General features: G+C 67.1%; 25 protein-coding genes. 24 read left to right on the plus strand and 1 reads right to left on the minus strand.

The window, feature by feature from the left end:
• The first annotated feature begins 149 nt into the window (after positions 1 to 149).
• The 12 genes from BIU82_RS10140 to nusB all read left to right on the plus strand — a co-directional run bounded on the left by BIU82_RS10140 (position 150) and on the right by nusB (position 11,076).
• Positions 150 to 524 (plus strand): DUF948 domain-containing protein, encoded by a 375-nt coding sequence (locus tag BIU82_RS10140; protein WP_070349351.1) that lies wholly within the window; start codon positions 150 to 152, stop codon positions 522 to 524.
• Positions 525 to 583: 59 nt separating this feature from the next.
• Complete coding sequence (locus BIU82_RS10145; RefSeq protein WP_070349352.1) at positions 584 to 796, plus strand: hypothetical protein; 213 nt, start codon at positions 584 to 586, stop codon at positions 794 to 796.
• Positions 797 to 904: 108 nt separating this feature from the next.
• The gene (alaS, locus tag BIU82_RS10150) at positions 905 to 3,583 is read left to right on the plus strand and encodes an alanine--tRNA ligase (protein WP_070349353.1); all 2,679 of its coding nucleotides are present in this window, start codon (positions 905 to 907) and stop codon (positions 3,581 to 3,583) included.
• 11 nt (positions 3,584 to 3,594) lie between these two features.
• Positions 3,595 to 4,203, plus strand: coding sequence for a Holliday junction resolvase RuvX (gene ruvX, locus BIU82_RS10155; RefSeq protein WP_070349633.1), 609 nt, complete (start codon positions 3,595 to 3,597; stop codon positions 4,201 to 4,203).
• The gene (mltG, locus tag BIU82_RS10160) at positions 4,184 to 5,716 is read left to right on the plus strand and encodes an endolytic transglycosylase MltG (protein ID WP_070349354.1); all 1,533 of its coding nucleotides are present in this window, start codon (positions 4,184 to 4,186) and stop codon (positions 5,714 to 5,716) included. The genes ruvX and mltG overlap by 20 nt, the downstream gene beginning before the upstream one ends.
• Positions 5,713 to 6,567, plus strand: a complete 855-nt coding sequence (locus BIU82_RS10165) for a shikimate dehydrogenase (protein WP_070349355.1) — start codon at positions 5,713 to 5,715, stop codon at positions 6,565 to 6,567. The genes mltG and BIU82_RS10165 overlap by 4 nt, the downstream gene beginning before the upstream one ends.
• 26 nt (positions 6,568 to 6,593) lie before the next feature.
• On the plus strand, positions 6,594 to 7,793 hold the full coding sequence (aroC, locus tag BIU82_RS10170) for a chorismate synthase (protein WP_070349356.1): 1,200 nt from the start codon (positions 6,594 to 6,596) through the stop codon (positions 7,791 to 7,793).
• Positions 7,794 to 7,840: 47 nt separating this feature from the next.
• A complete protein-coding gene (locus BIU82_RS10175) occupies positions 7,841 to 8,359 on the plus strand; it encodes a shikimate kinase (RefSeq protein ID WP_171906535.1) in 519 nt (172 codons plus the stop codon).
• Positions 8,356 to 9,447, plus strand: coding sequence for a 3-dehydroquinate synthase (aroB, locus tag BIU82_RS10180; protein ID WP_070349358.1), 1,092 nt, complete (start codon positions 8,356 to 8,358; stop codon positions 9,445 to 9,447). Before BIU82_RS10175 ends, aroB begins: the two co-directional genes overlap by 4 nt.
• Positions 9,444 to 9,965 carry a tetratricopeptide repeat protein gene (locus BIU82_RS10185; protein ID WP_070349359.1) on the plus strand — a complete coding sequence of 174 codons (522 nt, stop codon included), beginning with the start codon at positions 9,444 to 9,446 and terminating at the stop codon, positions 9,963 to 9,965. The genes aroB and BIU82_RS10185 overlap by 4 nt, the downstream gene beginning before the upstream one ends.
• A gap of 137 nt (positions 9,966 to 10,102) precedes the next feature.
• Positions 10,103 to 10,666, plus strand: a complete 564-nt coding sequence (efp, locus tag BIU82_RS10190; protein ID WP_070349360.1) for an elongation factor P — start codon at positions 10,103 to 10,105, stop codon at positions 10,664 to 10,666.
• Positions 10,666 to 11,076: a transcription antitermination factor NusB gene (nusB, locus tag BIU82_RS10195; protein WP_070349361.1), complete on the plus strand. Its 411-nt coding sequence runs from the start codon at positions 10,666 to 10,668 to the stop codon at positions 11,074 to 11,076. The genes efp and nusB overlap by 1 nt, the downstream gene beginning before the upstream one ends.
• A gap of 71 nt (positions 11,077 to 11,147) precedes the next feature.
• On the opposite strand, the gene BIU82_RS10200 is transcribed toward nusB, so the two are convergent.
• Positions 11,148 to 12,404 (minus strand): PrsW family intramembrane metalloprotease, encoded by a 1,257-nt coding sequence (locus tag BIU82_RS10200; protein ID WP_070349362.1) that lies wholly within the window; start codon positions 12,402 to 12,404, stop codon positions 11,148 to 11,150.
• 190 nt (positions 12,405 to 12,594) lie between these two features.
• Between BIU82_RS10200 and pyrR the strand changes: the two genes are divergently transcribed.
• The 12 genes from pyrR (at position 12,595) to metK (ending at position 25,446) form a co-directional block, all read left to right on the plus strand.
• Positions 12,595 to 13,176: a bifunctional pyr operon transcriptional regulator/uracil phosphoribosyltransferase PyrR gene (pyrR, locus tag BIU82_RS10205; RefSeq protein WP_070349363.1), complete on the plus strand. Its 582-nt coding sequence runs from the start codon at positions 12,595 to 12,597 to the stop codon at positions 13,174 to 13,176.
• On the plus strand, positions 13,173 to 14,177 hold the full coding sequence (locus BIU82_RS10210; RefSeq protein WP_070349364.1) for an aspartate carbamoyltransferase catalytic subunit: 1,005 nt from the start codon (positions 13,173 to 13,175) through the stop codon (positions 14,175 to 14,177). Before pyrR ends, BIU82_RS10210 begins: the two co-directional genes overlap by 4 nt.
• A complete protein-coding gene (locus tag BIU82_RS10215; protein ID WP_070349365.1) occupies positions 14,177 to 15,514 on the plus strand; it encodes a dihydroorotase in 1,338 nt (445 codons plus the stop codon). The genes BIU82_RS10210 and BIU82_RS10215 overlap by 1 nt, the downstream gene beginning before the upstream one ends.
• Positions 15,514 to 16,032, plus strand: coding sequence for a hypothetical protein (locus BIU82_RS10220; protein ID WP_070349366.1), 519 nt, complete (start codon positions 15,514 to 15,516; stop codon positions 16,030 to 16,032). The genes BIU82_RS10215 and BIU82_RS10220 overlap by 1 nt, the downstream gene beginning before the upstream one ends.
• A gap of 4 nt (positions 16,033 to 16,036) precedes the next feature.
• Positions 16,037 to 17,272, plus strand: coding sequence for a glutamine-hydrolyzing carbamoyl-phosphate synthase small subunit (gene carA / locus BIU82_RS10225; protein ID WP_070349367.1), 1,236 nt, complete (start codon positions 16,037 to 16,039; stop codon positions 17,270 to 17,272).
• The gene (carB, locus tag BIU82_RS10230) at positions 17,272 to 20,580 is read left to right on the plus strand and encodes a carbamoyl-phosphate synthase large subunit (RefSeq protein WP_070349368.1); all 3,309 of its coding nucleotides are present in this window, start codon (positions 17,272 to 17,274) and stop codon (positions 20,578 to 20,580) included. Before carA ends, carB begins: the two co-directional genes overlap by 1 nt.
• Entirely contained in the window at positions 20,573 to 21,451 is an 879-nt protein-coding gene (gene pyrF, locus BIU82_RS10235; RefSeq protein WP_070349369.1) for an orotidine-5'-phosphate decarboxylase, read from the plus strand. The genes carB and pyrF overlap by 8 nt, the downstream gene beginning before the upstream one ends.
• A 154-nt stretch (positions 21,452 to 21,605) precedes the next feature.
• Positions 21,606 to 21,947, plus strand: a complete 342-nt coding sequence (gene mihF / locus BIU82_RS10240) for an integration host factor, actinobacterial type (RefSeq protein WP_070349370.1) — start codon at positions 21,606 to 21,608, stop codon at positions 21,945 to 21,947.
• A 21-nt stretch (positions 21,948 to 21,968) separates the two neighbouring features.
• Entirely contained in the window at positions 21,969 to 22,541 is a 573-nt protein-coding gene (gmk, locus tag BIU82_RS10245) for a guanylate kinase (protein ID WP_070349371.1), read from the plus strand.
• 39 nt (positions 22,542 to 22,580) lie between these two features.
• On the plus strand, positions 22,581 to 22,841 hold the full coding sequence (gene rpoZ, locus BIU82_RS10250; RefSeq protein WP_024816817.1) for a DNA-directed RNA polymerase subunit omega: 261 nt from the start codon (positions 22,581 to 22,583) through the stop codon (positions 22,839 to 22,841).
• 27 nt (positions 22,842 to 22,868) lie between these two features.
• Positions 22,869 to 24,131 carry a bifunctional phosphopantothenoylcysteine decarboxylase/phosphopantothenate--cysteine ligase CoaBC gene (gene coaBC, locus BIU82_RS10255; RefSeq protein WP_070349372.1) on the plus strand — a complete coding sequence of 421 codons (1,263 nt, stop codon included), beginning with the start codon at positions 22,869 to 22,871 and terminating at the stop codon, positions 24,129 to 24,131.
• An 88-nt stretch (positions 24,132 to 24,219) separates the two neighbouring features.
• Positions 24,220 to 25,446, plus strand: a complete 1,227-nt coding sequence (metK, locus tag BIU82_RS10260) for a methionine adenosyltransferase (RefSeq protein WP_070349373.1) — start codon at positions 24,220 to 24,222, stop codon at positions 25,444 to 25,446.
• The last annotated feature ends 9 nt before the right edge of the window (positions 25,447 to 25,455 follow it).

Below are 25,455 nucleotides of genomic sequence, written 5' to 3' on the forward strand. Positions count from 1 at the left end.
AGCATAGACAAAGGAGCCCGTGGCACGCGCCGCGGGCTCCTTTGTATGTAAGGTACTTGGGGGAGATCAGCCGGCCTGCGCGGTATGCCGCGGCGTGGCCGGGAATCAAACGGGTCAGTGAACCAAACGGATCAAGGAGATGAGAGAACATGACTGGTGGCGATATCGCAGGACTGATCGCGGCCGGGGTTTTCGCCCTCCTTGTCCTGTTGCTGGCCGTGCCGATCCTCAAGCTCGGCCGGGTCTTCGACGAAGTCCGCACCTCCATCCGCAGCATCAGCGACGGCGCCACCCCTTTGATGGATGAAGTCACCGCCACTGTCTCCACCACCAACCAGCAGCTGAAGAAGGTGGACGGCATCGCCTCCAACGTCTCGGACGCTTCGGCGAACATCTCGGCCCTGTCGTCGCTGGTGGCAGCCACGCTCGGTTCGCCGCTGATCAAGGTCGCGGCCTTCAGCTACGGCGTGCGTTCGGCATTCACCACCCGCCGCAAGCCTTCTTCGGGCCGTCGCAGCCGCTGAGCTGCCACCCATAACTTTCGGAACGGTAAGTCAGGAACATCGTGAAAAGAATCGTCTGGATGGGAATCGGGGTGGCGATCGGCGTGATCGCTTTCCGCAAGATCAGTGAGGCCCAGGCCGGCCTTGGAGCCGAGGGACTCAACCGTGCGGTAGCCCGGCTGGCCGACGGCGTCTATGACTTCGCGGACGCCGTGCGCGCGGGAATGGGCGAACGCGAAAGCGAACTGCGGACCGCGCTCGGCCTGGACGACGCCGGCTCCACCCGCCGCTAGCCGCCGCGGTTCGCCCTACCGCCAACAACAGGGCAGAATTGGAAGCTGCGGACCGGCGCCTGCCGACCGCGCATTGAACCAGGTTTCAGAAGGGTAAGTAATCAGCTAATGAAGTCGCAGGAGATCACCAAGCGCTGGGTGGACTTTTTTGTCAGCAAGGGCCACACCGCTGTCCCCTCGGCGTCGCTCGTGTCCAGCGACCCGTCCCTGCTCTTCACCGTGGCCGGCATGGTGCCCTTCATCCCGTACCTGACCGCACGCGAAGAGCCTGCCTTCACCCGCGCCACCAGCGTCCAGAAGTGCATCCGCACCGGCGACATCGAGGAAGTGGGCAAGACCGCCCGCCACGGCACCTTCTTCCAGATGTGCGGCAACTTCTCCTTCGGTGACTACTTCAAGGAAGACGCCATCAAGTTCGCCTTCGAGCTGCTCACCAAGAGCGTCGACGACGGCGGATACGGCCTTCCTGCCGAGCGCCTCTGGGTGACGGTCTACGAAGAGGACGACGAAGCCAAGGAACTCTGGCTGAAGAACACCGGCATTCCCGCCGAGCGGATCCAGCGCATGGGCAAGGCCGACAACTACTGGTCCACCGGCCAGCCCGGCCCCGCCGGCCCCTGCTCCGAGATCTACTACGACCGCGGCCCCGCCTACGGCGTCGAAGGCGGTCCGCTGGCCGACGAGACCCGCTACATCGAAATCTGGAACCTCGTGTTCATGCAGTACCAGATCGAGAACGTCCGTTCAAAGGTGGACTTCGACATCGTGGGCGAACTGCCCAAGAAGAACATCGACACCGGTCTCGGCATGGAGCGCCTCGCCATGATCCTGCAGGGCGTCGAGAACATGTATGAGACCGATCAGGTCCGCCCGGTCATCGACAAGGCTGCCGAACTTTCCGGTAAGGAGTACACCTCCGCCGAGTCCGACGACGATCCGCACCATGCGGACGACGTCCGCATGCGGGTCGTGGCCGACCACATCCGCTCAGCCCTCATGCTGATCTCCGACGGCGTGGTCCCCTCCAACGAAGGCCGCGGCTACGTGCTCCGCCGCCTCATCCGCCGCGCGGTCCGTGCCATGCGCCTGCTCGGCGTCGAAAAAGCCTGCCTTCCTGAACTCCTGCCTGCCTCCCGCGACGCCATGAAGGGCGTCTACCCGGTGGTGGAGACGGACTTCGAGCGCATCAGCCGCATCGCCTACGCCGAAGAGAAGGCCTTCCTGCGCACCATCGCCTCCGGCACCGCGCGCCTCGAAGAAGCCGTGGTCGCCTCCAAGGCCGCAGGCACCCCGCTGTCCGGCGAGGATGCTTTCACCCTGCACGACACCTACGGCTTCCCGATCGACCTCACGCTCGAAATGGCGGAAGAGGCCGGCCTGAAGGTGGACGAAGCAGGCTTCCGCAGCCTCATGCTCGAACAGCGCCAGCGTGCCCAGGCCGATGCCAAGGCGAAGAAGGGCGGCCACGCCGACGTCGCCGCGTTCCAGGAACTGCTGGCCGAAGGCGAGACCGTCTTCACCGGCTACAACGAGCTCGAAAGCGAGTCCCGCGTACGCGGCATTGTCAGCGGCGGCAAGCGGCTCAGCCATGCCTCCACCGGTGACGAAATCGAACTCGTGCTCGCGGAAACCCCGTTCTACGCCGAGGCCGGCGGCCAGTCCGCCGACCAGGGCCTCATCACCGGCGATGGCTTCGTCGTCGAGGTCCTCGATGTCCAGCGCCCCGTCAAGGGCCTGAGCGTGCACAAGGCGATCGTCCGCGAAGGCGAGATCGCCGAATCCGCGCTGGTGCGCGCCGCCGTCGACCGCGAACGCCGGCATGCCGCCGAGCAGGCACACACCGGCACGCACATCGTGCACGCCGCCCTGCACCAGATCCTCGGCCCGGAAGCCACCCAGCGCGGCTCCTTCAACAAGGCCGGTTACCTGCGCTTCGACTTCGCCTGGGGCGAGGGCCTCAGCGCGGCCACCCGGTCCGAAATCGAAGAGGTCGCGAACATCGCCATCCGCAACAACTTCACCGTGGACACCAAGGTGATGGGACTGGCCGAGGCCAAGGCGCTGGGCGCGATGGCCCTGTTCGGCGAGAACTACGGCAGCGAAGTGCGCGTCGTGGAGATCGACGGCGCCTGGTCCCGTGAGCTCTGCGGTGGCACCCACGTGGCGAACACCTCGCTGATCGGCAGCCTGTCGCTGCTGGGCGAGCAGTCCGTGGGCTCCGGAAACCGCCGTGTCGAGGCCTTCGTCGGCCTGGATGCCTTCCGCCACCTCGCCGCCGAACGTGCCCTGGTGACTGAGCTTACCGAGATGCTGAAGGTGCCCTCGGGCCAGCTGGCCGACCGGATCTCCGCCACCCTGAACAAGCTCAAGGTCGCCGAAAAGGAACTCGACCGCCTGCGCAAGGAACAGCTCGCCGCCCAGGCCGCCACCCTGCTCTCCAGCGCCAAGGACGCCGCCGGCGTGCGTGTCATCGCGCACGACGCCGGCCAGGTCGGGGGAGCGGACGACCTCCGCGGCCTCGCCATGGACCTGCGCAACCGCCTCGGCTCCGACGCCTCCACCGTTGCGGTGGCCGGCGTCAGCAACGACCGCCCCGTCATCCTCGTTGCCACCAACGAGGCTGCCCGCGAGGCCGGAGTGAAGGCCGGTGCCCTCGTGCGCCTGGCCGCCGGGATCCTCGGCGGCGGCGGTGGCGGCAAGGACGATGTCGCCCAGGGCGGCGGCACCGATGCCGGCAAGGTCGGCGCGGCGCTTGCCGCAGTCGTGGACGCGATCACCACGCGGTGACTTCCGACTCCATGCCGCACAGCGGCAGTTACCCCCGGGGCGTCAAGCTGGGGGTCGACGTCGGGACCGTCCGGGTCGGGCTTGCGGCCTGCGACCCGGACGGTATCCTCGCCACTCCGTTCAGGACCCTGAGCCGGGACGCGAAGAAGAACTCCGACGTCGGCGTCATCGTCAAGCAGGCCGCCGAGCGCGGCGCCGTGCAGATCTTCGTCGGGCTTCCCCGCACCCTGAAAGGCCAGGAAGGCCCGTCCGCGCGGATGGCCTCGGATTACGCAGGCCTGCTCGCTGCCGCGTTGCAGAAAGCGGGCCTGGACGTTCCCGTCCATTTGATCGACGAGCGGCTCAGCACGGTTTCGGCGCACCGCAGCCTGCACGATGCTGGAATGAGCAGCAAGGATCACCGTAAAGTGGTGGATCAGCTTGCTGCGGCGGGAATCCTGCAGCACGCCATCGAAATGCAGAAGGCAAGGGGCCAGGACGTTGGCCGGCGCGTGCACGCGCCCGCACTGGCCGTGGAATCCACGCAGCCCGGGGGAGCCGGCGCGGACACGGCCTCCGGCCCAGCCAAGGAAACAGATTCCCAACGAGCGGAAGGCAATCGTGAGCCCGGTCAATCATGACCCCTCCGGCGGAACCCCGGAACCGACCGGCCGTCCCCTGACGCGCCGTGAACTGCGCGCCAGGGAACGCTTCCTGGAAACCCAGCAGCAATCGGTGGTACCCCTCCCGGCACCCGTTCCGGCCGCTTCCGCGGCGGGCCGGAGCGAGACGGACGTGGCCCCTGCGGTCGTGGCCCACCCCGAAAGCCCTGCGCCGATTGTTGAGGCGGCGCCGGTTGTTGAGGCTGCACACGCCGAGGAGCCGGTGCACGCTGAGGAGCCGGCCCACGTTGAGGAGCCGGCCCACGACGATGCTGCCCGGCATCACGACGGCCAGGGCAGCTACGACGATCTTCACCACGGCCACCACGCCGGTGAAGACCACTACGACGAACACCATCATTACGACGAGCACCATGAGGATCATGATCCGCATCCGGTGCTTGCCGCCGTCGACGCGCACCCGGCGCCGTCCAAGAAAGTCCGCCGGCGCCGCCGCGGACTGGCCCTGTTCCTGACCTTCGCGGTGTTTGTGACCGCGGTAGTGCTCGGGGCCCAGTTGCTCAAGCCCCTGCTCGGCATGGACAAGGTCAAGGACTTCCCCGGACCCGGAACAGGCTCGGTTTCCGTGACGGTCATGCCGGGGGCCGGCCCGAAACAGGTGGCCGACCAGCTGCAGAACGAAGGCGTCGTGGCAGATGCCGGCAGCTTCCTCCAGGAGTTCTCCGCCTCGGGCGGTGAGCTTTCGCCCGGCGACTTCACCTTCCGCAAGGAGATGAAGAATTCCGACGCCGTCGCGGTGTTGGTCGACAACGAAGCGGGCAAGGTCATCTACTTCGCCCTGAACGCCGGCCTGCGCATCGGCGAATCGCTGGAGGCCATCTCGAAAGGCTCCGGCATCCCCGTGGCGCAGCTGAAGGCGCTCAGCGACAGCCCGGCACAGTTCGGAGTCCCCGCGAAGGCGAAGAACCTTGAGGGCTTCCTGGCGCCCGGGGAGTACCGTTTCCCCCTTGGCACCAGCGCCAAGGACATCCTGCAGAAGCTCGTCTCGGAGACGCTCGGCGAGCTCAAGGCCCAGGGAATCACGGATCCTGCCAAGCAGTACCAGACCATCATCGTGGCCAGCATCGTCCAGGCCGAAGGCGGCCAGGCCGACTACCGCAACGTCGCCGGCGCCATCTACAACAGGCTCAAACCGGGCAACAAGGAAACCAACGGCCTGATCCAGTCCGACGCCACGGTGACATACGGCCTGGGCACCAAGACCTTCCACCTCACCGAGGAGCAGAAGGCGGACAAGGGCAACCCGTACAACACCTATGCGATCGCCGGCCTGCCGGTTGGTCCCATCGGCTCCCCGGGAAAGACTGCCATCGACGCCGCCGCCAAGCCGGCTGCGAACAATTTCCTGTACTGGGTCACCATCAACCTGGACACCAAGGAAACCAGGTTCTCCAGCACGCTGGCTGAGCACAACCGTTACGTCGCCCTGTACACCGCCTGGTGCGAGGCCAACCCGGGGCGGTGCGTATGAGCCGCCGCGCCGCGGTCCTGGGGCATCCGATCGGGCACTCGAAATCCCCGGCCCTGCATACCGCCGCCTATGCCCGCCTCGGCGTGGATATCGGCTACACGGCCATCGACGTCACAGTCGAGCAGCTTCCCGATTTCATGGCCGGCGTTGCTGCCGAGCCCGAATGGTGCGGACTCTCCGTGACCATGCCGCTGAAGACCGCCATGGTGGCCGAAGTTGACGAAGTCCGTGGCGCCGGAGCGCACCTTGGCGTGATCAACACCGTTGCCTTCGAAGACGGCAACGGCAAGGTGCGGCGGGTCGGCTACAACACCGACGTCACCGGAATCGTCCGCGCCGTCGGATACGCCGGCGTCACCGAGCGTCCGGACGCCGTGATCCTCGGCGGCGGCGGAACATCTGCCGCGGCGATTGCCGCGCTCCGCGAGCTCGGCTGCGGCAGTGCGCGGGTCTACGTCCGCGACGCCGGACGGGCCGGTGAAGCGATCAAGGCTGCCGACGCCGTCGGGCTGGCCATCGAACTGCTCCCCATGGCGGATGCCGCCGAAGGGATCGCCACGGCCGGGCTTGTCATCTCGACCCTGCCTCCGCGGGCGGCCGATGGCATCGCCGACAGTTTCGCGGGGCTGGGCACGGGCGGTGGCGGCGTCCTGCTCGACGTCGCCTACGATCCTTGGCCCAGCCGGATTGCCGAGGAATGGCAGCGGCGCGGGGGTGCGGTGGTCCCCGGGCTGGAAATGCTTCTCTACCAGGCCGTTGAACAGATCAAGCTCTTCAGCGGACATGACGTCGGCACGGATGTCATAGATGTGATGTGCGACTCAGTCGGGCTTCCCCGACGGGTCCGGTAACCCCCTTACATGGCAGGATTGGATATATGTTGCGTTGGTTGACTGCCGGGGAATCCCATGGACCGGCTCTGCTCGGAATTGTTGAAGGCGTCCCCGCCGGCGTGGAACTCACCAGTGATGATCTGCGCGAGGCCCTGGCCCGCCGTCGTCTCGGCTACGGCCGCGGTGCCCGCATGAAGTTCGAGCAGGATGAGGTCAGCGTCCTCGGCGGTGTCCGCCATGGTGTGACCCAGGGCGGCCCGGTCGCCATCCAGATCGGCAACACCGAATGGCCCAAGTGGGAGCAGATCATGTCCGCCGACCCGGTGGATCCCGAACTCCTGGCCGACCAGGCCCGCAACGCACCGCTGACCCGGCCTCGCCCGGGCCACGCCGACTTCACCGGCATGCAGAAGTACGGCTTCGACGAGGCGCGCCCCGTGCTGGAGCGCGCCAGCGCCCGCGAGACCGCCACCCGCGTGGCCCTCGGCACGGTCGCGGCGCAGTTCCTCAAGCAGCTTGGCATCGAGCTCGTCAGCCACACGGTGTCCATCGCCAGCGTCTCCGTTCCGGAAGGCCGGCCGCTGCCGGCGCCCTCCGACGTGCTGGCACTGGATTCCGACCCGCTGCGCTGCTTCGACCGCGAAACCTCGGACGCGATGGTGGCCGAGGTGGATGCCGCACACAAGGAAGGCGAAACCCTCGGCGGCGTCGTCGAGGTCCTGGCCTACGGACTCCCGCCGGGACTCGGCAGCTACGTGCACTGGGACCGCCGCCTGGATTCCCGCCTGGCCGCAGCACTCATGGGCATCCAGGCCATCAAGGGCGTTGAGGTCGGCGACGGCTTCCGCACGGCCGCCCGCCGCGGTTCTGCAGCCCATGACGAAATCGTCCGTGACGAGGACGGCCGCATCATCCGCTCCACCAACCGCGCCGGCGGCGTCGAGGGCGGCATGAGCATCGGCGAGGTCCTGCGCGTCCGCGCCGCCATGAAGCCGATCGCCACGGTTCCGCGCGCGCTGAAGACCATCGACGTGCGTACCGGGGAGGCTGCCAAGGCCCACCACCAGCGTTCGGACGTCTGTGCCGTTCCGGCGGCCGGCGTGGTGGCCGAAGCGATGGTCGCCCTCGTCCTGGCCGAAGCCGTCACCGAAAAGTTCGGCGGCGACTCCGTGGCCGAGACCGCGCGCAACCTCAAGTCGTACCTGGAGAACATCCCCGCATCCCTGGACACGGTCGGCAACTAGTGGTTCATAGTCATTCCGGTGCCGCAGTGCGGCCCGTGATCGTGCTGATGGGTCCGATGGCGGTAGGCAAATCCGTCATCGGCCAGCAGCTCGCACAGCACCTCGGCCTGCCCTTCGTCGACACCGACGCGGTGATTGTTGAACAGCATGGTGCGATCGCGGACATTTTCGCCGGCCGCGGCGAGCACGCGTTCCGCGAGATCGAGGCGCGGACTGTGGCACGCGCCGTCGAGGATTCCCGCCGGAACGGTGCCGTCATTTCCCTGGGTGGGGGAGCGGTCCTCGATTCCGGAACCCAGCAGTTGCTTGCCGGCTGCACCGCCGTCTACCTTGAATGCGACGCAGCCACAGTAGCCGAGCGGATCGCGCGCAACAGCGGACGCCCGCTCCTGGCCGGTGACGCCATGGAACGGTGGCAGACCCTGTTCGAGGCGCGCAAACCGGTTTACACCCGGCTGGCCGACATCACCATCGACGTCCGCAGCGGCACCGTCCAGGAACTCGCCCTCCGCGTGGAAGAGGCGCTGCGAAGCTTCACGGCCGTCAAAGAGGAAGTTCAACAATGAGCACTGAATCGACCATCATCAAGGTCACCGGACAGGCTGCTGCCGAAAATTACGACGTCGTCATCGGGCGCGGCCTCCTGTCTTCCCTTCCGGAAACCCTGGGGGAGCGCGTCAAGCGCGTGCTGGTGATCCACCCGCGCGCGCTCCGCCTCACCGGTGACGCGGTACGCGCCGAACTGGAATCCGCCGGCTTTACTGCCGTCACCGCGGAAATCCCGGACGCCGAAGAGGGCAAGCACATCCAGGTTGCGGCCTTCTGCTGGCAGGTACTGGGCCAGAACGACTTCACCCGTTCGGACGCCGTCGTGTCCGTGGGCGGCGGCGCCGTCACCGACCTCGCCGGCTTCGTGGCAGCCACCTGGCTGCGCGGCGTGAAGGTGGTCCACATGCCCACCAGCCTGCTCGGCATGGTGGACGCCTCAGTGGGCGGCAAGACCGGCATCAACACCGCCGAAGGCAAGAACCTCGTGGGATCCTTCCATCCGCCCGCCGCCGTCCTGGCCGATCTCGACACCCTCCGGACCCTGCCGAAGAACGAATTCATTTCCGGCATGGCCGAAGTCATCAAGTGCGGATTCATTGCCGATCCCGCCATCCTCGACCTGGTCGAAAACAAGGGCAGCGAAGCGCTGGACCCCGAGTCCGCCGTGGTGCGTGAACTGATCGAAAGGGCCATCGCAGTCAAGGCCAAGGTGGTCTCCGAGGACCTGAAGGAATCCGGCCTCCGCGAGATCCTCAACTACGGTCACACGCTCGGCCACGCCATCGAGCTGGTGGAACGCTACTCGTGGCGCCACGGCGCCGCAATTTCGGTGGGCATGATGTTCGCCGCCGAACTCTCGCGCAGCGTCGGACGCCTGTCCGACGCCGACGCCGACCGGCACCGCAGCATCCTCGAGGGCTTCGGGCTGCCGGTCACCTACCGGAAGGACCGCTGGCAGGGCCTGCTCGACGGCATGCGGCGGGACAAGAAGTCCCGTGGCGACCTGCTGCGTTTCGTGGTCCTTGACGGTATCGCCAAGCCGGGCATCCTCGATGTGCCGGACACCTCACTGCTGTTTGCCGCCTATCAGGAAATCGCATCATGACCATGACAGCCACCGAAGGCATCACGGACTGGCCCACTGCCGGGTTCCCCGGCGTCCGCGTCAATCCCGACACCCTGCTCCCGCACGTCGTCAACGAAGACGCGATGGAGGCAGCCCTTGCCGAATCAACCGACCCCGCCGACCGCATCATGGCGCTCCTGTTGGAGGGCCGTTTCGGCGACGCCGCCGAAGAACTCGCGGAGGCCCGTTGCAACAACCCGGAGTCCTTCAAGCTCCGGATCTACGAGGCCGAGCTGCACCGGGCCACGAACCGCTTCGACCGCGCCGTCGAGCTCTTCCGGCAGCTGCTGGCGGAAGTGCACGGCACCAGCCGCGAACCGCTTGTCCACCAGTTCCTGGGCCGGGCCTATTTCGTTGCCGGCAACGTCGCAGCGGCTGCCGAATCCTTCACCAAGGCGCTGGACCTGCGGGTTGCCCAGGCCGCCGACGCTTCGCTCATCTACTCCTCGGCCGTGGCCCTGCAGCGGGCACGGAATGTGCTCGAACTCGCGTCCTGACATCCGGCGCGGAGAATGCCGCTAGAATGGTCGTGGACTTTTAACGAAGTACGCGATTTTTGACAAAGACGCGCTGGCGGGCTGAACGGCATGCCTGGCGGGCATAGCGGTCTGCAAGAGAAACCAAGAGGATACGAGTGGCTACCACAAACGACATCAAGAACGGAACCGTCCTGAAGCTGGAGGGCAACCTCTGGAACGTCATCGAGTTCCAGCACGTCAAGCCGGGCAAGGGTGGTGCCTTCGTGCGCACCAAGATGCGCAACGTTCTCTCCGGCAAGGTGGTCGACAAGACCTTCAACGCCGGCGCCAAGATCGAGACCGCAACGGTTGACCGCCGCGACTACACCTACCTGTACCAGGATGGTGCCGACTACGTCTTCATGGACGTGCAGGACTACGACCAGCTCACCGTTTCCGGCGAGGTCGTCGGCGATGCCAAGAACTTCATGCTCGAAAACCAGCAGGTGCTGATCGCCATGCACGAAGGCGCGCCGCTGTACCTGGAACTGCCGCCGAGCGTTGTCCTGGAAATCACCTACACCGAGCCGGGCCTGCAGGGCGACCGCTCCTCTGCAGGCACCAAGCCCGCCACCGTCGAGACCGGCTACGAGATCCAGGTCCCGCTGTTCCTCGAACAGGGCACCAAGGTCAAGGTCGACACCCGCGACGGCAGCTACCTGGGCCGGGTCAACGACTAGTGAGCGCCCGTGGCAAGGCCCGCACCAGGGCCCTTGAAGTGCTTTTCGAGGCGGAGCAGCGTTCTGCCCCGGCGCTTGAGGTCATCAAAGCCCGGCGCGAAAAGATGGACCTCGTAGTCAACCCGTACACGATGGACATCGTGGAGGGCGTCCTGGCGAAGCAGGCCACCATCGACGAGTTCCTGCAGACCTACGCCCAAGGCTGGACCCTGGAGCGCATGCCGTCCGTGGACCGCGTGATCCTGCGGATCGGGGCCTGGGAACTGCTGTACAACGACGACGTCCCGGACGGCGTTGCTGTCAGCGAGGCGGTGGCGTTGGCCAAGACCATGTCCACGGACGAGTCTCCGGCGTTCATCAACGGCCTGCTCGGCCGGCTGCAGAAGCTGAAGCCTTCACTGCTGGCCTGACGTTCGTTTCAAACACAGAGGAGGCGGCATCCCGCAAGGGGTGCCGCCTCCTCTGCTGTCCGCAGGAGGTTTCAGGCCGTGACGGCCGCGCGCAATGCAGGAACATCGGCAAGCTGCCGGAGCTCGTCCGCCTGGTGCTGGTAAACGTCGCGGCCGCTCAGGATGCGCTGGCGTGTGCAGGCCAGGGCCGTGGCAGCTTTGACGAAACGCCGCATCGCGTCTTCGCGGCCGAGTCCCCGCGCCCAGCGCACAGCCTGGCGCCGGCCCCGCGCGGTGGCCAGCATGTCCACCTCCACCGGGCTGAACCATCCGGCACGTGCGTACTCCAGGAGGCGCTGGCGGGTCAGTTTGCTCTCGGCGACCCGGAGCAGGATGATCCCGACGACGGCGACAAGGAAGATGGGTACCTGTACCAGGACGTACTGGACCAGGAAGTCGGCGCCCATGCTGTTCCAGCGGTTGTGCAGGAACATGGCCGGCAGCAGGCCGACGAAGAAGGCCAGCACCGAATACCCGGAATGCCATTTGCGCGCGGCAAAGCCCATGATGAGGCCCGTGGTTCCCGTGAAGATGGCATGGGCGAACGGGGACATGATGCCGCGCAGGATGAAAATGCGCACCAGGTCGGTCCCGGGATCCGTGGACTCCGCAATTTCCCGGCCGAAGTAGAGGATGTTTTCCGTGAAGGCGAACCCGCCGGCAATGGTGAACGCGAACACCACGCCGTCCACCGGCCCGTCAAAATACTTACGGGCCACGAGGAGCAGGAGCAGCAGGCCCAGGGACTTGGTGAACTCTTCCACGATGGGAGCTTCGACGGTGGCCATGAAGAAGCGGAAGTCCGCCTCGCTGCTCCGTGGCGCGGCGAGGGCGAACAGGGGCTGGATCAGCAGCGTGCCGGCGATCGAGACGGCGGCGCCCCAGGTAAAGGCGAAGACCAGGAGCCGCTTGGGCTCGGGCTCCCAGCGGTCGATGAAGTAGACAGTGAGCAGCACCGCGGACAAAGGAAGCAGCGACGCGATGAACCCGATCGCGAAGCCCGCGACTCCGGTGTTTCCCAGGAGGAACGGTACAACCATCAGGAGGCTGGCGAAGGCCAGGACGCCGCCCGTGATCAGCAGCGCGAGCAGCCCCGAACCGCCCCTGCGCTGCGGCGCCGGCAGCGCGGGAAGCCAAGGTTGGGCGGGCATGGCGGAAGGATTGCCGGGGGCGGGCCGGTAGTTCCCCGGATCGATGCGGCCGAACCAAGTGGGATTCGCGCCTGCGTCCATGAGCGTACGGGGATCCGGTTGCGGGCCGCCGTAGTGCCCCGGATGGTTCATCGTCATGGGCACGAGCCTATGTGCAGCGGCGCCCGCGCCAAAGCAGGACCCGCGCGGCCGCCCCGGGCGCTGTGAGCGAAAACTCACGGACGGCCGCTTCACAGCTCCGGCCGGAAGGGGCCGCTGTGGTAGCTTTGGAGGGCAAATGTTCCTTTTTTAATTCCGTCCTGTGAGGCGGGGAAAGGGGAGACGAGCGATGACTGATGTCACAGCACCGGTGCCGTCCAGGGTTGTACTCAACCAGGGCGATATCGACCGTGCGCTCACTCGTATCGCCCACGAGATCCTCGAGGCCAACAAGGGTTCCCAGGACCTGGTTCTCCTGGGCATCCCGCGCCGCGGCTACCCGCTGGCAGTGCGCCTCGCCAACAAGATCGCCGCAGCCGATCCCGCAGTGGATCCCGCCGCGATCGTCGGCCAGCTCGATGTCACGATGTTCCGTGACGACCTCTCCCGCCAGCCGGCCCGGCCCCCGTACCCCACCCGCCTGCCCAAGTCCGGCATCGACAACAAGGTTGTTGTCCTGATCGACGACGTCCTGTACTCGGGACGCACCATCCGCGCCGCCTTGGACGCCATCGTCGATCTCGGACGTCCGCGCATTGTCCGCCTCGCCGTGCTGGTTGACCGCGGCCACCGTGAGCTGCCCATCCGCGCTGACCACGTGGGCAAGAACCTGCCCACAGCCTCCTCCGAGAAGGTCCGCGTGCACCTTGAGGAACTGGACACCGTGGACGGCGCCCCGGTCAACGAGGTAGTGATCGAGGCCGGCGCATGAAACACCTGCTCTCCACCCAGGACCTGAGCGCCGAAGACGCCATCCGCATCCTCGACACCGCCGAGGAAATGGCCGCCGTCAACGAACGCGAAGTCAAGAAGCTCCCCGCCCTGCGCGGCCGCACCGTGGTGAACCTCTTCTTCGAAGACTCCACCCGCACCCGCATCTCCTTCGAGGCCGCTGCGAAACGCCTTTCCGCGGACGTCATCAACTTCGCCGCCAAGGGCTCCTCGGTGTCCAAGGGCGAATCCCTCAAGGATACCGCCCAGACCCTCGCCGCGATCGGTGCCGACGCCGTCGTCATCCGCCACTGGGCGTCGGGCGCACCGCACCGCCTCGCCGCCACCGACTGGATTGACGCCGCAGTGATCAACGCCGGCGACGGCACCCACGAGCACCCCACCCAGGCGCTGCTGGACTCCTTCACCATGCGCCGCCACTGGGCACGGCTGCACGGAACCGATTCACAGGGCACGGACCTCAGCGGCATGCGCGTCGCCGTTGTCGGTGACGTCCTGCACTCGCGCGTCGCCCGCTCGAACGTCTGGCTGCTGCAGACCCTCGGTGCGGACGTCACCTTGGTGGCACCGCCCACGCTGCTGCCGATCGGCGTCGAACACTGGCCCTGCAAAGTCAGCTACAACCTGGACGAGACGCTGGAAGCCGGCGTGGACTCCATGATGATGCTCAGGGTGCAGGGCGAACGCATGAACGCCTCGTTCTTCCCGTCCACCCGTGAATATTCCCGCCGCTGGGGCTTCGACGACACCCGCCTGCGGGCCCTCGACGAACTGGGCCTCAAGGACACCATCATCATGCACCCGGGCCCGATGAACCGCGGCCTGGAAATCTCTTCGGCCGCTGCGGACTCGCCGCGCTCGACGGTCCTGGACCAGGTGCGCAACGGTGTGTCCGTCCGTATGGCCGCCCTCTACCTGCTGCTCTCCGGAGACACCCGCGAAGCAGTCCCCGCAACCACGCAATCCAAGGAGAGCAACTGATGGCAGAGAACTCGTACCTGATCCGCGGCGCTGCCATCCTCGGCGCAGACGCCGAAGACCTGCTCATCCGTGACGGCGTGATCGCTGCCCGCGGCAAGGACCTCGACGCTGGCGATGCCACGGTCATCGAGGCCGCGGGGCTCATCGCCCTGCCCGGCATGGTGGACATCCACACCCACCTGCGCGAACCGGGCCGCGAAGACGCCGAAACTGTCGAAACCGGCACCCGCGCAGCTGCCCTCGGCGGCTACACCGCCGTGCACGCCATGGCCAACAGCAACCCCGTGGCGGACACCGCCGGCGTCGTCGAACAGGTGCACAGCCTGGGCCGCGCCTCCGGCTGGGTGGACGTCCGCCCCGTGGGTGCGGTCACCGTGGGCCTGGCCGGCGAGCAGCTCGCCGAACTCGGCGCCATGGCAGACTCCCGCGCCCGGGTCCGGGTCTTCTCCGACGACGGAATCTGCGTCCACGACCCTGTGCTGATGCGCCGTGCGCTCGAGTACGTCAAGGCGTTCGACGGCGTCGTGGCCCAGCACGCGCAGGAACCGCGCCTCACCGCCGGGGCCCAGATGAACGAAGGCGCGGTGTCCGCGGTGCTCGGCCTGGGCGGTTGGCCCGCCGTGGCCGAGGAGAGCATCATCGCCCGCGATGTGCTGCTCGCCCAGCATGTCGGTTCGCGCCTGCATGTCTGCCATGTGTCCACCGCAGGCTCGGTGGAGATCATCCGCTGGGCCAAGTCCCGCGGCATCAACGTCACCGCCGAGGTCACTCCGCACCACCTGCTGCTCACCGACGAACTGGTCCGCAGCTACGACCCCGTCTACAAGGTGAACCCGCCGCTGCGTACCGCGGAAGACGTCCAGGCCCTCCGTGAAGCCCTCGCCGACGGCACCATCGACGTCATCGGAACCGACCACGCGCCGCACCCCAGCGAGCACAAGGAATGCGAGTGGGCGCAGGCAGCCATGGGCATGACCGGCCTGGAAACCGCGCTGTCCGTGGTGCAGGAAACCATGATCGAAACCGGCCTCATGAGCTGGGCCGACTTCGCCCGCGTCACCTCCACCGTGCCGGCCCGCATCGGTCGCGTGGAGGACCAGGGCCGGCCGCTTGAAGCCGGTGAGCCCGCCAACATCATCCTTGTCGATCCCGCCGCCCGCTGGACGGTGGACCCCTACAAGATGGCGACCATGGGCCGGAACTCGCCGTTCAAGGGCAAGGAACTGCCGGGCGCGGTCATCGCCACCTTCTTCAAGGGCCACCCCACGGTGCTTGAAGGCAAGCTGAACGAACCCTACCGCCACCCGGAGACCGCAGCCGCGGTCAGCGGGAACTGATGAACGAGCTCGCCTCCCTGCTGCTGGTCGTGGCGCTGTGCGCCGTGGCCTTCGCGCTCATCGCGCTCGGCTGGCGCTCCCGCCTCCGGCGGCAGGCCGGCGTCGGGCAGCCAGCGGAGGTTCCGGCGCAGCTCGGTGCCGCCGCCGTCGCCGTCGAAGGCCAGTATGTGGCCACCACGACGGCGGGGGACTGGCTGGACCGGATCGCCGTCCACGGGCTGGGCTTCCGCGGCAACGCGGAAGCCAGCGTGCACCCGGAAGGCGTGCTGTTCGACCGCGACGGCTTCCCGCCGCTGTTCGTGCCGCGCGAGGCCCTGCTGGCCCAGCGCCAGGACAGCGGCATGGCCGGCAAGTTCGTCGAAAAGGACGGGCTCGTGGTCATCAGCTGGACGCTCGGCGGGACCGCCGTCGACACCGGCTTCCGTACGCGCCACGCCGCAGACAAGCAGCCGTTCATCAGCGCACTCCAAGAATTGATCTCCGCAAACCCCCAGGCACAAGCCGATAGTGGAAAGTAAGACAGTGACGGACAACAACGCAGCGAACAACCAGAACGACGTTGACGCCAGCACAAGCACCTCACCCGCGGTGCTGGTCCTCGAAGACGGCCGCGTGTTCCGCGGCCGCAGCTACGGCGCCACGGGCACTGCCCTGGGCGAAGCCGTGTTTGCCACCGGCATGACCGGGTACCAGGAAACCATCACCGACCCCTCCTACGCCCGCCAGCTGGTGGTGCAGACCGCACCGCACATCGGCAACACCGGCGTGAACCGCGAGGACGCCGAGTCCCGCAAGATCTGGGTGGCCGGCTACATCGTCCGCGACGCCGCCCGCCGCCCGTCCAACTGGCGCTCCGAACGCAGCCTGGACGATGAGCTGGTGGAACAGGGCATCGTGGGCATCCAGGGCGTGGACACCCGTGCCATCACCCGCCACTTGCGCGAAAACAAGACCATGCGCGCCGGCATCTTCTCCGGTGACGCCGCCAAGGCTCCGGAAAGCGAACTCCTCGCCACCGTCCAGTCCAGCGCACCGATGGAAGGCGCCCGCCTGGCCGAAGAGGTCAGCATCGACGAAGCCTACGTCGTGGAGCCCAAGGACCACGGCTGGGAGGGCGAAGCCCGCTTCAGCATCGCCGCCATCGACCTCGGCATCAAGGCCATGACGCCGGTCCGCTTCGCCGAACGCGGCGTGCGCGTCCACGTCCTGCCGGCCACCGCCACCCTTGAGGACGTCAAGGCCGTTAACCCGGATGGCTTCTTCATGTCCAACGGCCCGGGCGACCCCGCGACGGCGGACGCCCAGGTTTCGCTGCTGCGCTCGGTCCTGGATGAGAAGCTGCCGTACTTCGGCATCTGCTTCGGCAACCAGATCCTCGGCCGTGCACTCGGCTTCGGCACCTACAAGCTCAAGTACGGCCACCGCGGCATCAACCAGCCCGTGATGGACCGCCGCACCGGCAAGGTGGAAATCACCTCGCAGAACCACGGCTTCGCCGTCGACGCCCCCATGGAAGGCGCCACCACGGCACCGGAGGAACGCTACGGCCGCGTGGAAGTCAGCCACGTCAGCCTCAACGACAACGTGGTGGAGGGCCTGTCCTGCCTGGACATCCCGGCCTTCTCGGTCCAGTACCACCCCGAAGCCGCCGCCGGCCCGCACGACGCCGCCTACCTTTTTGACCGCTTCATCGAGCTGATGGACAGCACCAAGAACATGGACAGCAAGAACTCCGCGAAGAACGAGGACAACAAGTAATGCCGAAGCGTACAGACCTCAAGAGCGTCCTTGTCATCGGTTCCGGCCCGATCGTCATCGGCCAGGCAGCCGAGTTCGACTACTCCGGAACCCAGGCCCTCCGGGTGCTCAAGGAGGAAGGCCTGCGGGTCATCCTCGTCAACTCCAACCCGGCCACGATCATGACCGACCCCGAGTTCGCCGACGCCACCTACGTCGAGCCGATCACCCCCGAGGTCGTCGAAAAGATCATCGCCAAGGAGCGCCCCGACGCCGTGCTGCCCACCTTGGGCGGCCAGACCGCACTCAACACGGCCATCGCCCTCGACAAGAACGGCGTGCTGGCCAAGTACAACGTGGAGCTGATCGGCGCGAACATCGCGGCAATCGAGCTCGGCGAAGACCGCGAGAAGTTCAAGGGCGTGGTGGAGCGCTGCGGCGCCGAATCCGCACGGTCCTTCATCATCCACACCATGGACGAGGCCCTCGCCGCTGCCGAGGACCTGGGCTACCCGATGGTGGTCCGCCCGTCCTTCACCATGGGCGGCCTGGGCTCCGGCTTGGCGTACAACGAAGAGGACCTGCGCCGCATCGTCGGCCAGGGCCTGCAGTACAGCCCCACCACCGAGGTGCTGCTCGAAGAGAGCATCCTCGGCTGGAAGGAATACGAGCTCGAGATGATGCGCGACAAGAACGACAACGTCGTTGTCGTCTGCTCGATCGAGAACTTCGACCCCGTGGGCGTGCACACCGGCGACTCCATCACCGTGGCCCCGGCCCTGACCCTGACCGACCGCGAGTACCAGAAGCTGCGCGACGTCGCGATCGCCGTCATCCGCGAAGTCGGCGTGGACACCGGCGGCTGCAACATCCAGTTCGCCGTCAACCCGGACACCGGGCGCGTCGTGGTCATCGAAATGAACCCGCGTGTTTCCCGCTCCTCGGCCCTGGCCTCCAAGGCCACCGGCTTCGCGATCGCCAAGATCGCCACCAAGCTGTCCCTGGGCTACACGCTGGACGAGATCCCGAACGACATCACCCAGAAGACGCCGGCATCCTTCGAGCCGACCCTGGACTACGTCGTCGTGAAGGTCCCGCGTTTCGCGTTCGAGAAGTTCCCCGCCGCGGACAACACCCTCACCACCACCATGAAGTCGGTGGGCGAGGCCATGGCCATGGGCCGCAACTTCACCGAGGCCCTGCAGAAGGCCCTCCGCTCCCTGGAGCAGAAGGGTTCGCAGCTGGACTTCAGCCACGTACCCGAATACGAAGTCGCGGAACTGGTCGAAAAGTCCAAGCGCCCGACGACGGACCGCCTCTACCAGGTGCAGCGCGCCCTGCTGGGGGGCGCCACCGTCGAAGAACTGTACGCCGCCACGAAGATTGACCCGTGGTTCCTGGACCAGCTGCAGCTGCTCAACGAAACCGCCCAGGAGATCCGCAAGGCCGGCGCGCTGACCGAGGACATGCTCCGCAACGCCAAGCGCCACGGCTTCTCCGATGAGCAGATCGGCGCCCTCACGCACAACAGCGAGGCCGTGGTCCGCGGTGTCCGCCAGGCCCTCGGTGTCCGCCCGGTCTACAAGACCGTGGACACCTGCGCCGCCGAATTCGCCGCCTACACGCCGTACCACTACTCGGCCTATGACGAGGAAGACGAGGTCGGCCTGCACGCCAAGCCGTCCGTCATCATCCTCGGCTCCGGTCCGAACCGCATCGGCCAGGGCATCGAGTTCGACTACTCCTGCGTGCACGCCTCCATGGCGCTGCGCAAGGCCGGCTACGAGACAGTCATGGTCAACTGCAACCCGGAAACCGTCTCCACCGACTACGACGTCTCCACCCGCCTGTACTTTGAACCGCTGACCCTTGAGGATGTCCTCGAAGTCATCGCGGCCGAGGAGCGCACCGGCGGCGTGATGGGCGTGTTCGTCCAGCTCGGCGGCCAGACCCCGCTGAAGCTGGCCCAGCAGCTGGCCGACGCCGGCGTGCCGATCCTGGGTACCTCGCCCGAGGCCATCGACCTTGCCGAGCACCGCGGCGAATTCGCCCGTGTGCTGGACAACGCAGGCCTGATCGCCCCGAAGAACGGCACCGCCGTCTCCTTCGAGGACGCGAAGAAGATCGCCGACGAGATCGGGTACCCGGTCCTGGTGCGTCCGTCCTACGTGCTCGGCGGCCGCGGCATGGAGATCGTCTACGACGAAGCCAACCTGTCCCGCTACATCGCCAACGCCACGGAAATCACCCCGGACCACCCGGTGCTGATCGACCGCTTCCTCGAGGACGCCGTCGAAATCGACGTGGACGCGCTCTTCGACGGCACGGACATGTACCTCGGCGGCATCATGGAACACATCGAGGAAGCCGGCGTCCACTCCGGCGACTCCGCCTGCGTGCTGCCCCCGATCACCCTCGGCAAGAACGTGATCGACCGCGTCCGCGAGGCCACCAGGGCCATCGCAGAAGGCGTGGGCGTGCGCGGCCTGATCAACATCCAGTTCGCCCTCGCCTCGGATGTCCTGTACGTCCTGGAAGCCAACCCGCGCGCCTCCCGCACCGTGCCGTTCGTGTCCAAGGCCACCGGCGTGCAGATGGCCAAGGCCGCGGCGCTGATCGGCACGGGCGTGACCATCAACCAGCTCCGCAGCGCCTACAAGATGCTGCCGGAAACCGGTGACGGCTCCACCCTGCCGTTCGATGCCCCGATCGCCGTGAAGGAAGCCGTGCTTCCGTTCAGCCGCTTCCGCACCCCGGAAGGCAAGGTTGTCGACTCCCTGCTCGGCCCGGAAATGCGCTCCACCGGCGAAGTCATGGGCATCGACAAGCACTTCGATACCGCGTTCGCCAAGAGCCAGGCCGGCGGCGGTAACTCGCTTCCCACCGAAGGCAAGGTATTCGTCTCGGTGGCCAACCGCGACAAGCGCTCGGTGATCATGGGCGTCAAGCGACTGTCCGACCTCGGGTTCGAGATCGTTTCCACCGGCGGCACCGCCGATGTCCTGCGCCGCAACGGCATCCAGGCCACCCCGGTCCGCAAGGTCGCCGAAGGTTCCAGCGCCGAGGGCGAAGGCACCATTGCAGACCTCATCGTTGCCGGTGAGATCGACATGGTCTTCAACACCCCCTCCGGCGGTGAAGCCCGCAGCGACGGCTACGAACTGCGCGCCGCGGCGACCTCGATCGGCATCCCCTGCATCACCACGGTGGCCGAGTTCAACGCCGCCGTGCAGGCCATCGAAGCGCAGCGCACCTACGAATGGTCCGTCACCAGCCTGCAGGAACACGCTGCCAACCTGTCCGCCGCAAAGGAAGCCGTCAATGCCTGAGTCGCTCGAAGAACAGGGCACCGCCGTGGAAACCGGGGGCCGCGAGGCTTTCGGTTCCCGCCTGGCGGCCGCCATGGCGGACCGCGGTCCGCTGTGCGTGGGAATTGATCCGCACCCGGGCCTGCTGGCCGACTGGGGACTGAACGACGACGTCGCCGGCCTGGAGCGTTTCTCGCTCACCGTCGTCGAGGCGGTCGCTTCCCTCGCTGCCGCGGTCAAGCCGCAGGTGGCGCTGTACGAGCGCCACGGCTCCACCGGCATGGCCGTGCTGGAACGGACCCTTGCTGCGGCGGCGGACGCCGGCGTGCTGAGCATTGCCGACGCGAAGCGTGGTGACATCGGCTCCACGATGGCCGCGTATGCGGACGCCTGGCTGCGCGACGGCTCGGCACTGGCCGCTGACTCCGTGACCCTGAGCCCGTACCTCGGCTTCGAGTCGCTGCGCCCGGCCTTGGACCTGGCGGCCGAGTACGGCCGCGGTGTGTTCGTCCTCGCGCTGACCTCCAACCCCGAAGGCAAGTCGGTCCAGCACGTTGGCGGCGCCGAATCGGTGGCCAAGCGGATCGTGTCGGCCGCGGCCGCTGAAAACGGCCGCTACGGCGGCGCCCTGGGTTCGGTGGGCCTGGTGGTCGGTGCGACGATCGGCAGCGCCCTGGAAGACCTGGGCCTCGACCTGAACGCCGTCAACGGGCCGTTGCTGGCTCCGGGACTCGGCGCGCAGGGTGCCACCGCAGCGGATCTGCGCAGCACCTTCGGCGCCGCGTACCCCGCCGTCCTGGCAACCTCCAGCCGGGGAATCCTGGCTGCCGGCCCCGGCGTCGCGGGTCTCCGCGCTGCCACCGAGGAGACCCGGGACGGCCTGCTGGCCTGATCCCCGGGGCCGGGCGAAGAACCGTCCGCACGCTTTTCTCCGCGGAGCCGGTACCTGCCTGATGGCGGGTACCGGCTCCGCATTGCGTTCACTGTGCGGATGGTTGTAGCTTCGGGATCAAACCACTGGGCTGCAGGCAAAGTGGTGAACATACATGGGGAGAAAATCAGTGGCGCTGAAGGCTTTGTCAGCACAGGAACGCAGCGATGCTTTGGCCAAGGCGGCCCAGGCGAGGGCACACCGGGCCCAGGCCAAGGAACGCCTCCGGAAAGGCGAACTGGGCATTGCGGAACTTATCGACCGTGCGGCCGGGGATGAAGCCCTGGCCCGGATGCGGGTGGCCGAACTGCTTGAAGCCGTCCCGGGAATCGGGCCGGTCAGGGCGACGGCCATCATGGAGCAGATCGGGATCGCGGCCTCCCGCCGGCTGCGGGGCCTTGGCGTCCACCAGTCGCGGGCGCTGATAGATTTTATGGAAGACAAACATGGCGTCTAGCGCCCCACCCCAAAGGACCAAGTGAGCAAGAAACCGGGACTGACCGTCCTCGCAGGCCCCACCGCCGTGGGCAAGGGAACCGTATCCACCTACATCCGCGACAACTACCCGGAAGTCTGGCTGTCGGTCTCCGCCACAACCAGGGCACCGCGCCCGGGCGAAAAGGAAGGCGTCCACTACTTCTTCAAGTCCGCCGAAGAATTCGACGCACTTGTTGCCGACGGCCAGCTCCTGGAATGGGCCGTGGTGCACGGACAGAACCGCTACGGCACCCTGCGCAGCACCGTCGAAGCCGCGATCGCCGAGGGCAAATCCGTGCTGCTCGAGATCGACCTCCAAGGTGCGCGCCAGGTCAAGGAAGCCGTTCCGGACGCGAACTTCGTCTTCCTGGCACCGCCGTCGTGGGAGGAAATGGTCCGCCGGCTGGTGGGCCGCGGCACGGAAACCCCGGAAGAACAGCAGCGCCGCCTGGAAACCGCTAAACTGGAACTTGCCGCTGAGCCGGAGTTCAACCACACCGTCATCAACGATGACGTGGAACGCGCAGCGGACGAGCTTGTTTCACTCATGGGGCTTACCCCGCACCAGCGCTAAGCGCCGGGAATTGTCAGCCCGCTAGAATTTGGAGAATTCGTGTCCACGAACCTTGAAGGCATCATCAACCCGCCGATCGACTCGCTGCTTGAGGCTGCCGATTCCAAGTACGGCCTGGTGATCTTCGGCGCCAAGCGTGCACGCCAGATCAACGCCTACTACGCCCAGCTGCACGAGGGCCTCTTCGAGTACGTCGGCCCGCTGGTCGACACCAAGCTGAACGAGAAGTCCCTCTCCATCGCACTGCGCGAGATCAACGAGGGCCTGCTGGTTTCCACGCCGATCGAATCGGCCGAGTAAGCAGCTCAGCCTGTAGACGGGGGCCACGTGCGCATTATCCTCGGAGTCGGGGGAGGGATCGCAGCCTACAAGGTTGCATCGCTCCTCCGGCTTTTTACTGAAGCCGGACACGACGTCACGGTCATCCCAACCGAAGCGGCAACCCGTTTCGTGGGAACAGCCACCTGGGAGGCGCTCTCGGGAAAGCCCGTGAGCAACAGCGTGTTCGACGACGTCGAGAAGGTCAACCACGTGCGCCTCGGCCATGACGCCGAGCTTGTCGTCGTGGCACCCGCCACGGCGGACCTCCTCGCCAAGGCCGCCTCGGGGCTCGCCGCGGATCTGCTCGGCAACACCCTGCTGATGGCGCACTGCCCGGTGCTGTTCGCCCCGGCGATGCACAGCGAGATGTGGCAGCACCCGGCCACCCGCGCCAACGTCGAGACCCTGCGCAGCCGCGGCGCCACCGTCCTGGAGCCCGCCGTCGGGCGTTTGACCGGCGCCGACTCCGGCCCGGGCCGCCTGCCCGAGCCTGAAGCGATCTTCGAAGCGGCTGTCGCGCTTGCCGGTGCCGGCAACGCCGTTTCCGGCGCTGCGTCCGGAGCGGGCGACGACGCCAAGCCCCTCGCCGGGCGCACCGTCACCATTTCCGCCGGCGGCACCCGCGAAGCCCTCGATCCGGTGCGCTTCTTGGGGAACCGCTCCTCCGGCAAGCAGGGCGTGGCCCTCGCCCGCGCGGCGCTGGATGCCGGCGCCCGGGTGACGTTCCTCGCAGCGCACATGGACGTCGAGCCGCCCGCCGGCGTCGAGCTTGTCCGCGTTGAATCCGCCCTGGAACTGCGTGAGGCGGCACTGGCCGCAGCGCCGACTTCCGACGTCATCATCATGGCCGCAGCGGTTGCCGACTTCCGGCCGGCCGAAGTGTCCGACACCAAGATCAAGAAGAAGGACGACGAGGACGCGCCGCTCGTCCGCCTGGTGCGGAACCCGGACATCCTGCACGAACTCGTCCAGGCGCGCAACGCCTCCGGCGGGAACCAGCTGATCGTCGGCTTCGCCGCGGAAACGGGCGACGCCGACGGTGATGTCCTGGAACACGCGCAGGCCAAGCTCGCCCGCAAGGGCTGCGAGCTCCTGGTGGTCAACCAGGTCGGGGTCGGCCGGGTTTTCGGCCAGGACGAAACCTCCGTGGTGATCCTCGCCGCCGACGGAACCGGCCCCCAGTCCGCCTCCGGCTCGAAGGCCGACGTCGCGGCCGCCGTCGTGGACCGGATCGCCGCAGAACTGGCGCGCGTCGCGCCCGCCGGCTGACGCCGCACGCGGCCGGACAGCACTGAGTTTTCTTAGCAAGGGGACACACGGCGGCAGCCGGTTTCCCCCGACCAAGTAAGGTAGTCACGTGACTTTACCCCTGCACCATGCCCACGGAAATCCGTCCAAGCTCCGGCTCTTCACCTCGGAGTCGGTCACCGAAGGGCACCCGGACAAGATCTGTGACCAGATCAGCGATGCCATCCTTGACGCCCTCCTGGCCGCCGATCCCGAGTCCCGGGTGGCCGTCGAGACCATGGCCACCACCGGCTTGGTGCACGTGGCAGGCGAAGTCACCACCGACGCCTACGTCGAAATCCCGCAGATCGTCCGCGAGACCATCCTCGGCATCGGCTACGACTCCTCGGCCAACGGCTTCGACGGCGCACGCTGCGGTGTGTCCGTCTCCATCGGCCAGCAGTCCAACGACATCGCCGGCGGTGTCTTCAACTCCCTCGAAGCCCGCGAAGGCCGCCAGGAGGACGACTACGACCTCCAGGGCGCCGGCGACCAGGGCATCATGTTCGGCTATGCCAGCGACGAAACCCCGTCCTACATGCCTACTCCGATCTGGCTGGCCCACCGCCTGTCGGAGCGCCTGACGGAAGTCCGCAAGAACGGGGAACTCGCGTACCTGCGCCCGGACGGCAAGACCCAGGTGACGGTGGGATACGACGGCGACCGCCCGGTTTCGGTGGAAACCGTGGTGATTTCCAGCCAGCACGCAGAGGACACTCCGCTGGAGCGGCTGCGCGCCGATCTCGCCGAATACGTGATCAAGCCCGTCATGGATGCTTCCGAGCTCGATACCTCGCGCGCGGCGAACATCCTCAACCCCGCGGGTGCGTTCGTGATCGGTGGCCCCGTGGGTGACGCCGGCCTGACCGGCCGCAAGATCATCGTCGATACCTACGGCGGCTTCTCCCGCCACGGCGGCGGCGCCTTCTCCGGCAAGGACCCGTCGAAGGTGGACCGCTCGGCCGCCTACGCGATGCGCTGGGTTGCCAAGAACGTGGTGGCCGCCGGCCTTGCTAAGCGCGCCGAGATCCAGATCGCCTACGCGATCGGCCAGGCCCGCCCGGTGGGTACCTACGTGGAGACCTTCGGCACCGAAACCGTCGATCCCGCCCGGATCAGCGAGGCCATCGCGGAGATCTTCGATCTGCGCCCCCGCGCGATCATCGATGCACTCGACCTGAAGCGTCCCATCTACGCCAAGACGGCAGCGCACGGCCACTTCGGCCGCGACGAGCCCGACTTCACCTGGGAGCGCTTGGACCGCGTGGCCGAGCTGAAGGAATTCTTCAACGCCTGAGACTTCCCC

It is taken from the genome of Arthrobacter sp. SW1, from assembly GCF_001766675.1.
Classification (GTDB): Bacteria; Actinomycetota; Actinomycetes; order Actinomycetales; family Micrococcaceae; genus Arthrobacter.

Bases quoted from the DNA above. Each gene is read 5' to 3' on its own strand.
- BIU82_RS10145 (WP_070349352.1), top strand. From the start codon at position 584: ATGGGAATCGGGGTGGCGATCGGCGTGATCGCTTTCCGCAAGATCAGT.
- pyrR (WP_070349363.1), top strand. From the start codon at position 12,595: ATGACTGATGTCACAGCACCGGTGCCGTCCAGGGTTGTACTCAACCAG.
- BIU82_RS10215 (WP_070349365.1), top strand. From the start codon at position 14,177: ATGGCAGAGAACTCGTACCTGATCCGCGGCGCTGCCATCCTCGGCGCA.
- BIU82_RS10175 (WP_171906535.1), top strand. From the start codon at position 7,841: ATGGGTCCGATGGCGGTAGGCAAATCCGTCATCGGCCAGCAGCTCGCA.
- mihF (WP_070349370.1), top strand. From the start codon at position 21,606: ATGGGGAGAAAATCAGTGGCGCTGAAGGCTTTGTCAGCACAGGAACGC.
- aroC (WP_070349356.1), top strand. From the start codon at position 6,594: ATGTTGCGTTGGTTGACTGCCGGGGAATCCCATGGACCGGCTCTGCTC.
- BIU82_RS10220 (WP_070349366.1), top strand. From the start codon at position 15,514: ATGAACGAGCTCGCCTCCCTGCTGCTGGTCGTGGCGCTGTGCGCCGTG.
- alaS (WP_070349353.1), top strand. From the start codon at position 905: ATGAAGTCGCAGGAGATCACCAAGCGCTGGGTGGACTTTTTTGTCAGC.
- BIU82_RS10165 (WP_070349355.1), top strand. From the start codon at position 5,713: ATGAGCCGCCGCGCCGCGGTCCTGGGGCATCCGATCGGGCACTCGAAA.
- BIU82_RS10210 (WP_070349364.1), top strand. From the start codon at position 13,173: ATGAAACACCTGCTCTCCACCCAGGACCTGAGCGCCGAAGACGCCATC.
- BIU82_RS10200 (WP_070349362.1), bottom strand. From the start codon at position 12,404: ATGACGATGAACCATCCGGGGCACTACGGCGGCCCGCAACCGGATCCC.
- aroB (WP_070349358.1), top strand. From the start codon at position 8,356: ATGAGCACTGAATCGACCATCATCAAGGTCACCGGACAGGCTGCTGCC.
- BIU82_RS10185 (WP_070349359.1), top strand. From the start codon at position 9,444: ATGACCATGACAGCCACCGAAGGCATCACGGACTGGCCCACTGCCGGG.
- pyrF (WP_070349369.1), top strand. From the start codon at position 20,573: ATGCCTGAGTCGCTCGAAGAACAGGGCACCGCCGTGGAAACCGGGGGC.
- ruvX (WP_070349633.1), top strand. From the start codon at position 3,595: ATGCCGCACAGCGGCAGTTACCCCCGGGGCGTCAAGCTGGGGGTCGAC.
- BIU82_RS10140 (WP_070349351.1), top strand. From the start codon at position 150: ATGACTGGTGGCGATATCGCAGGACTGATCGCGGCCGGGGTTTTCGCC.
- carB (WP_070349368.1), top strand. From the start codon at position 17,272: ATGCCGAAGCGTACAGACCTCAAGAGCGTCCTTGTCATCGGTTCCGGC.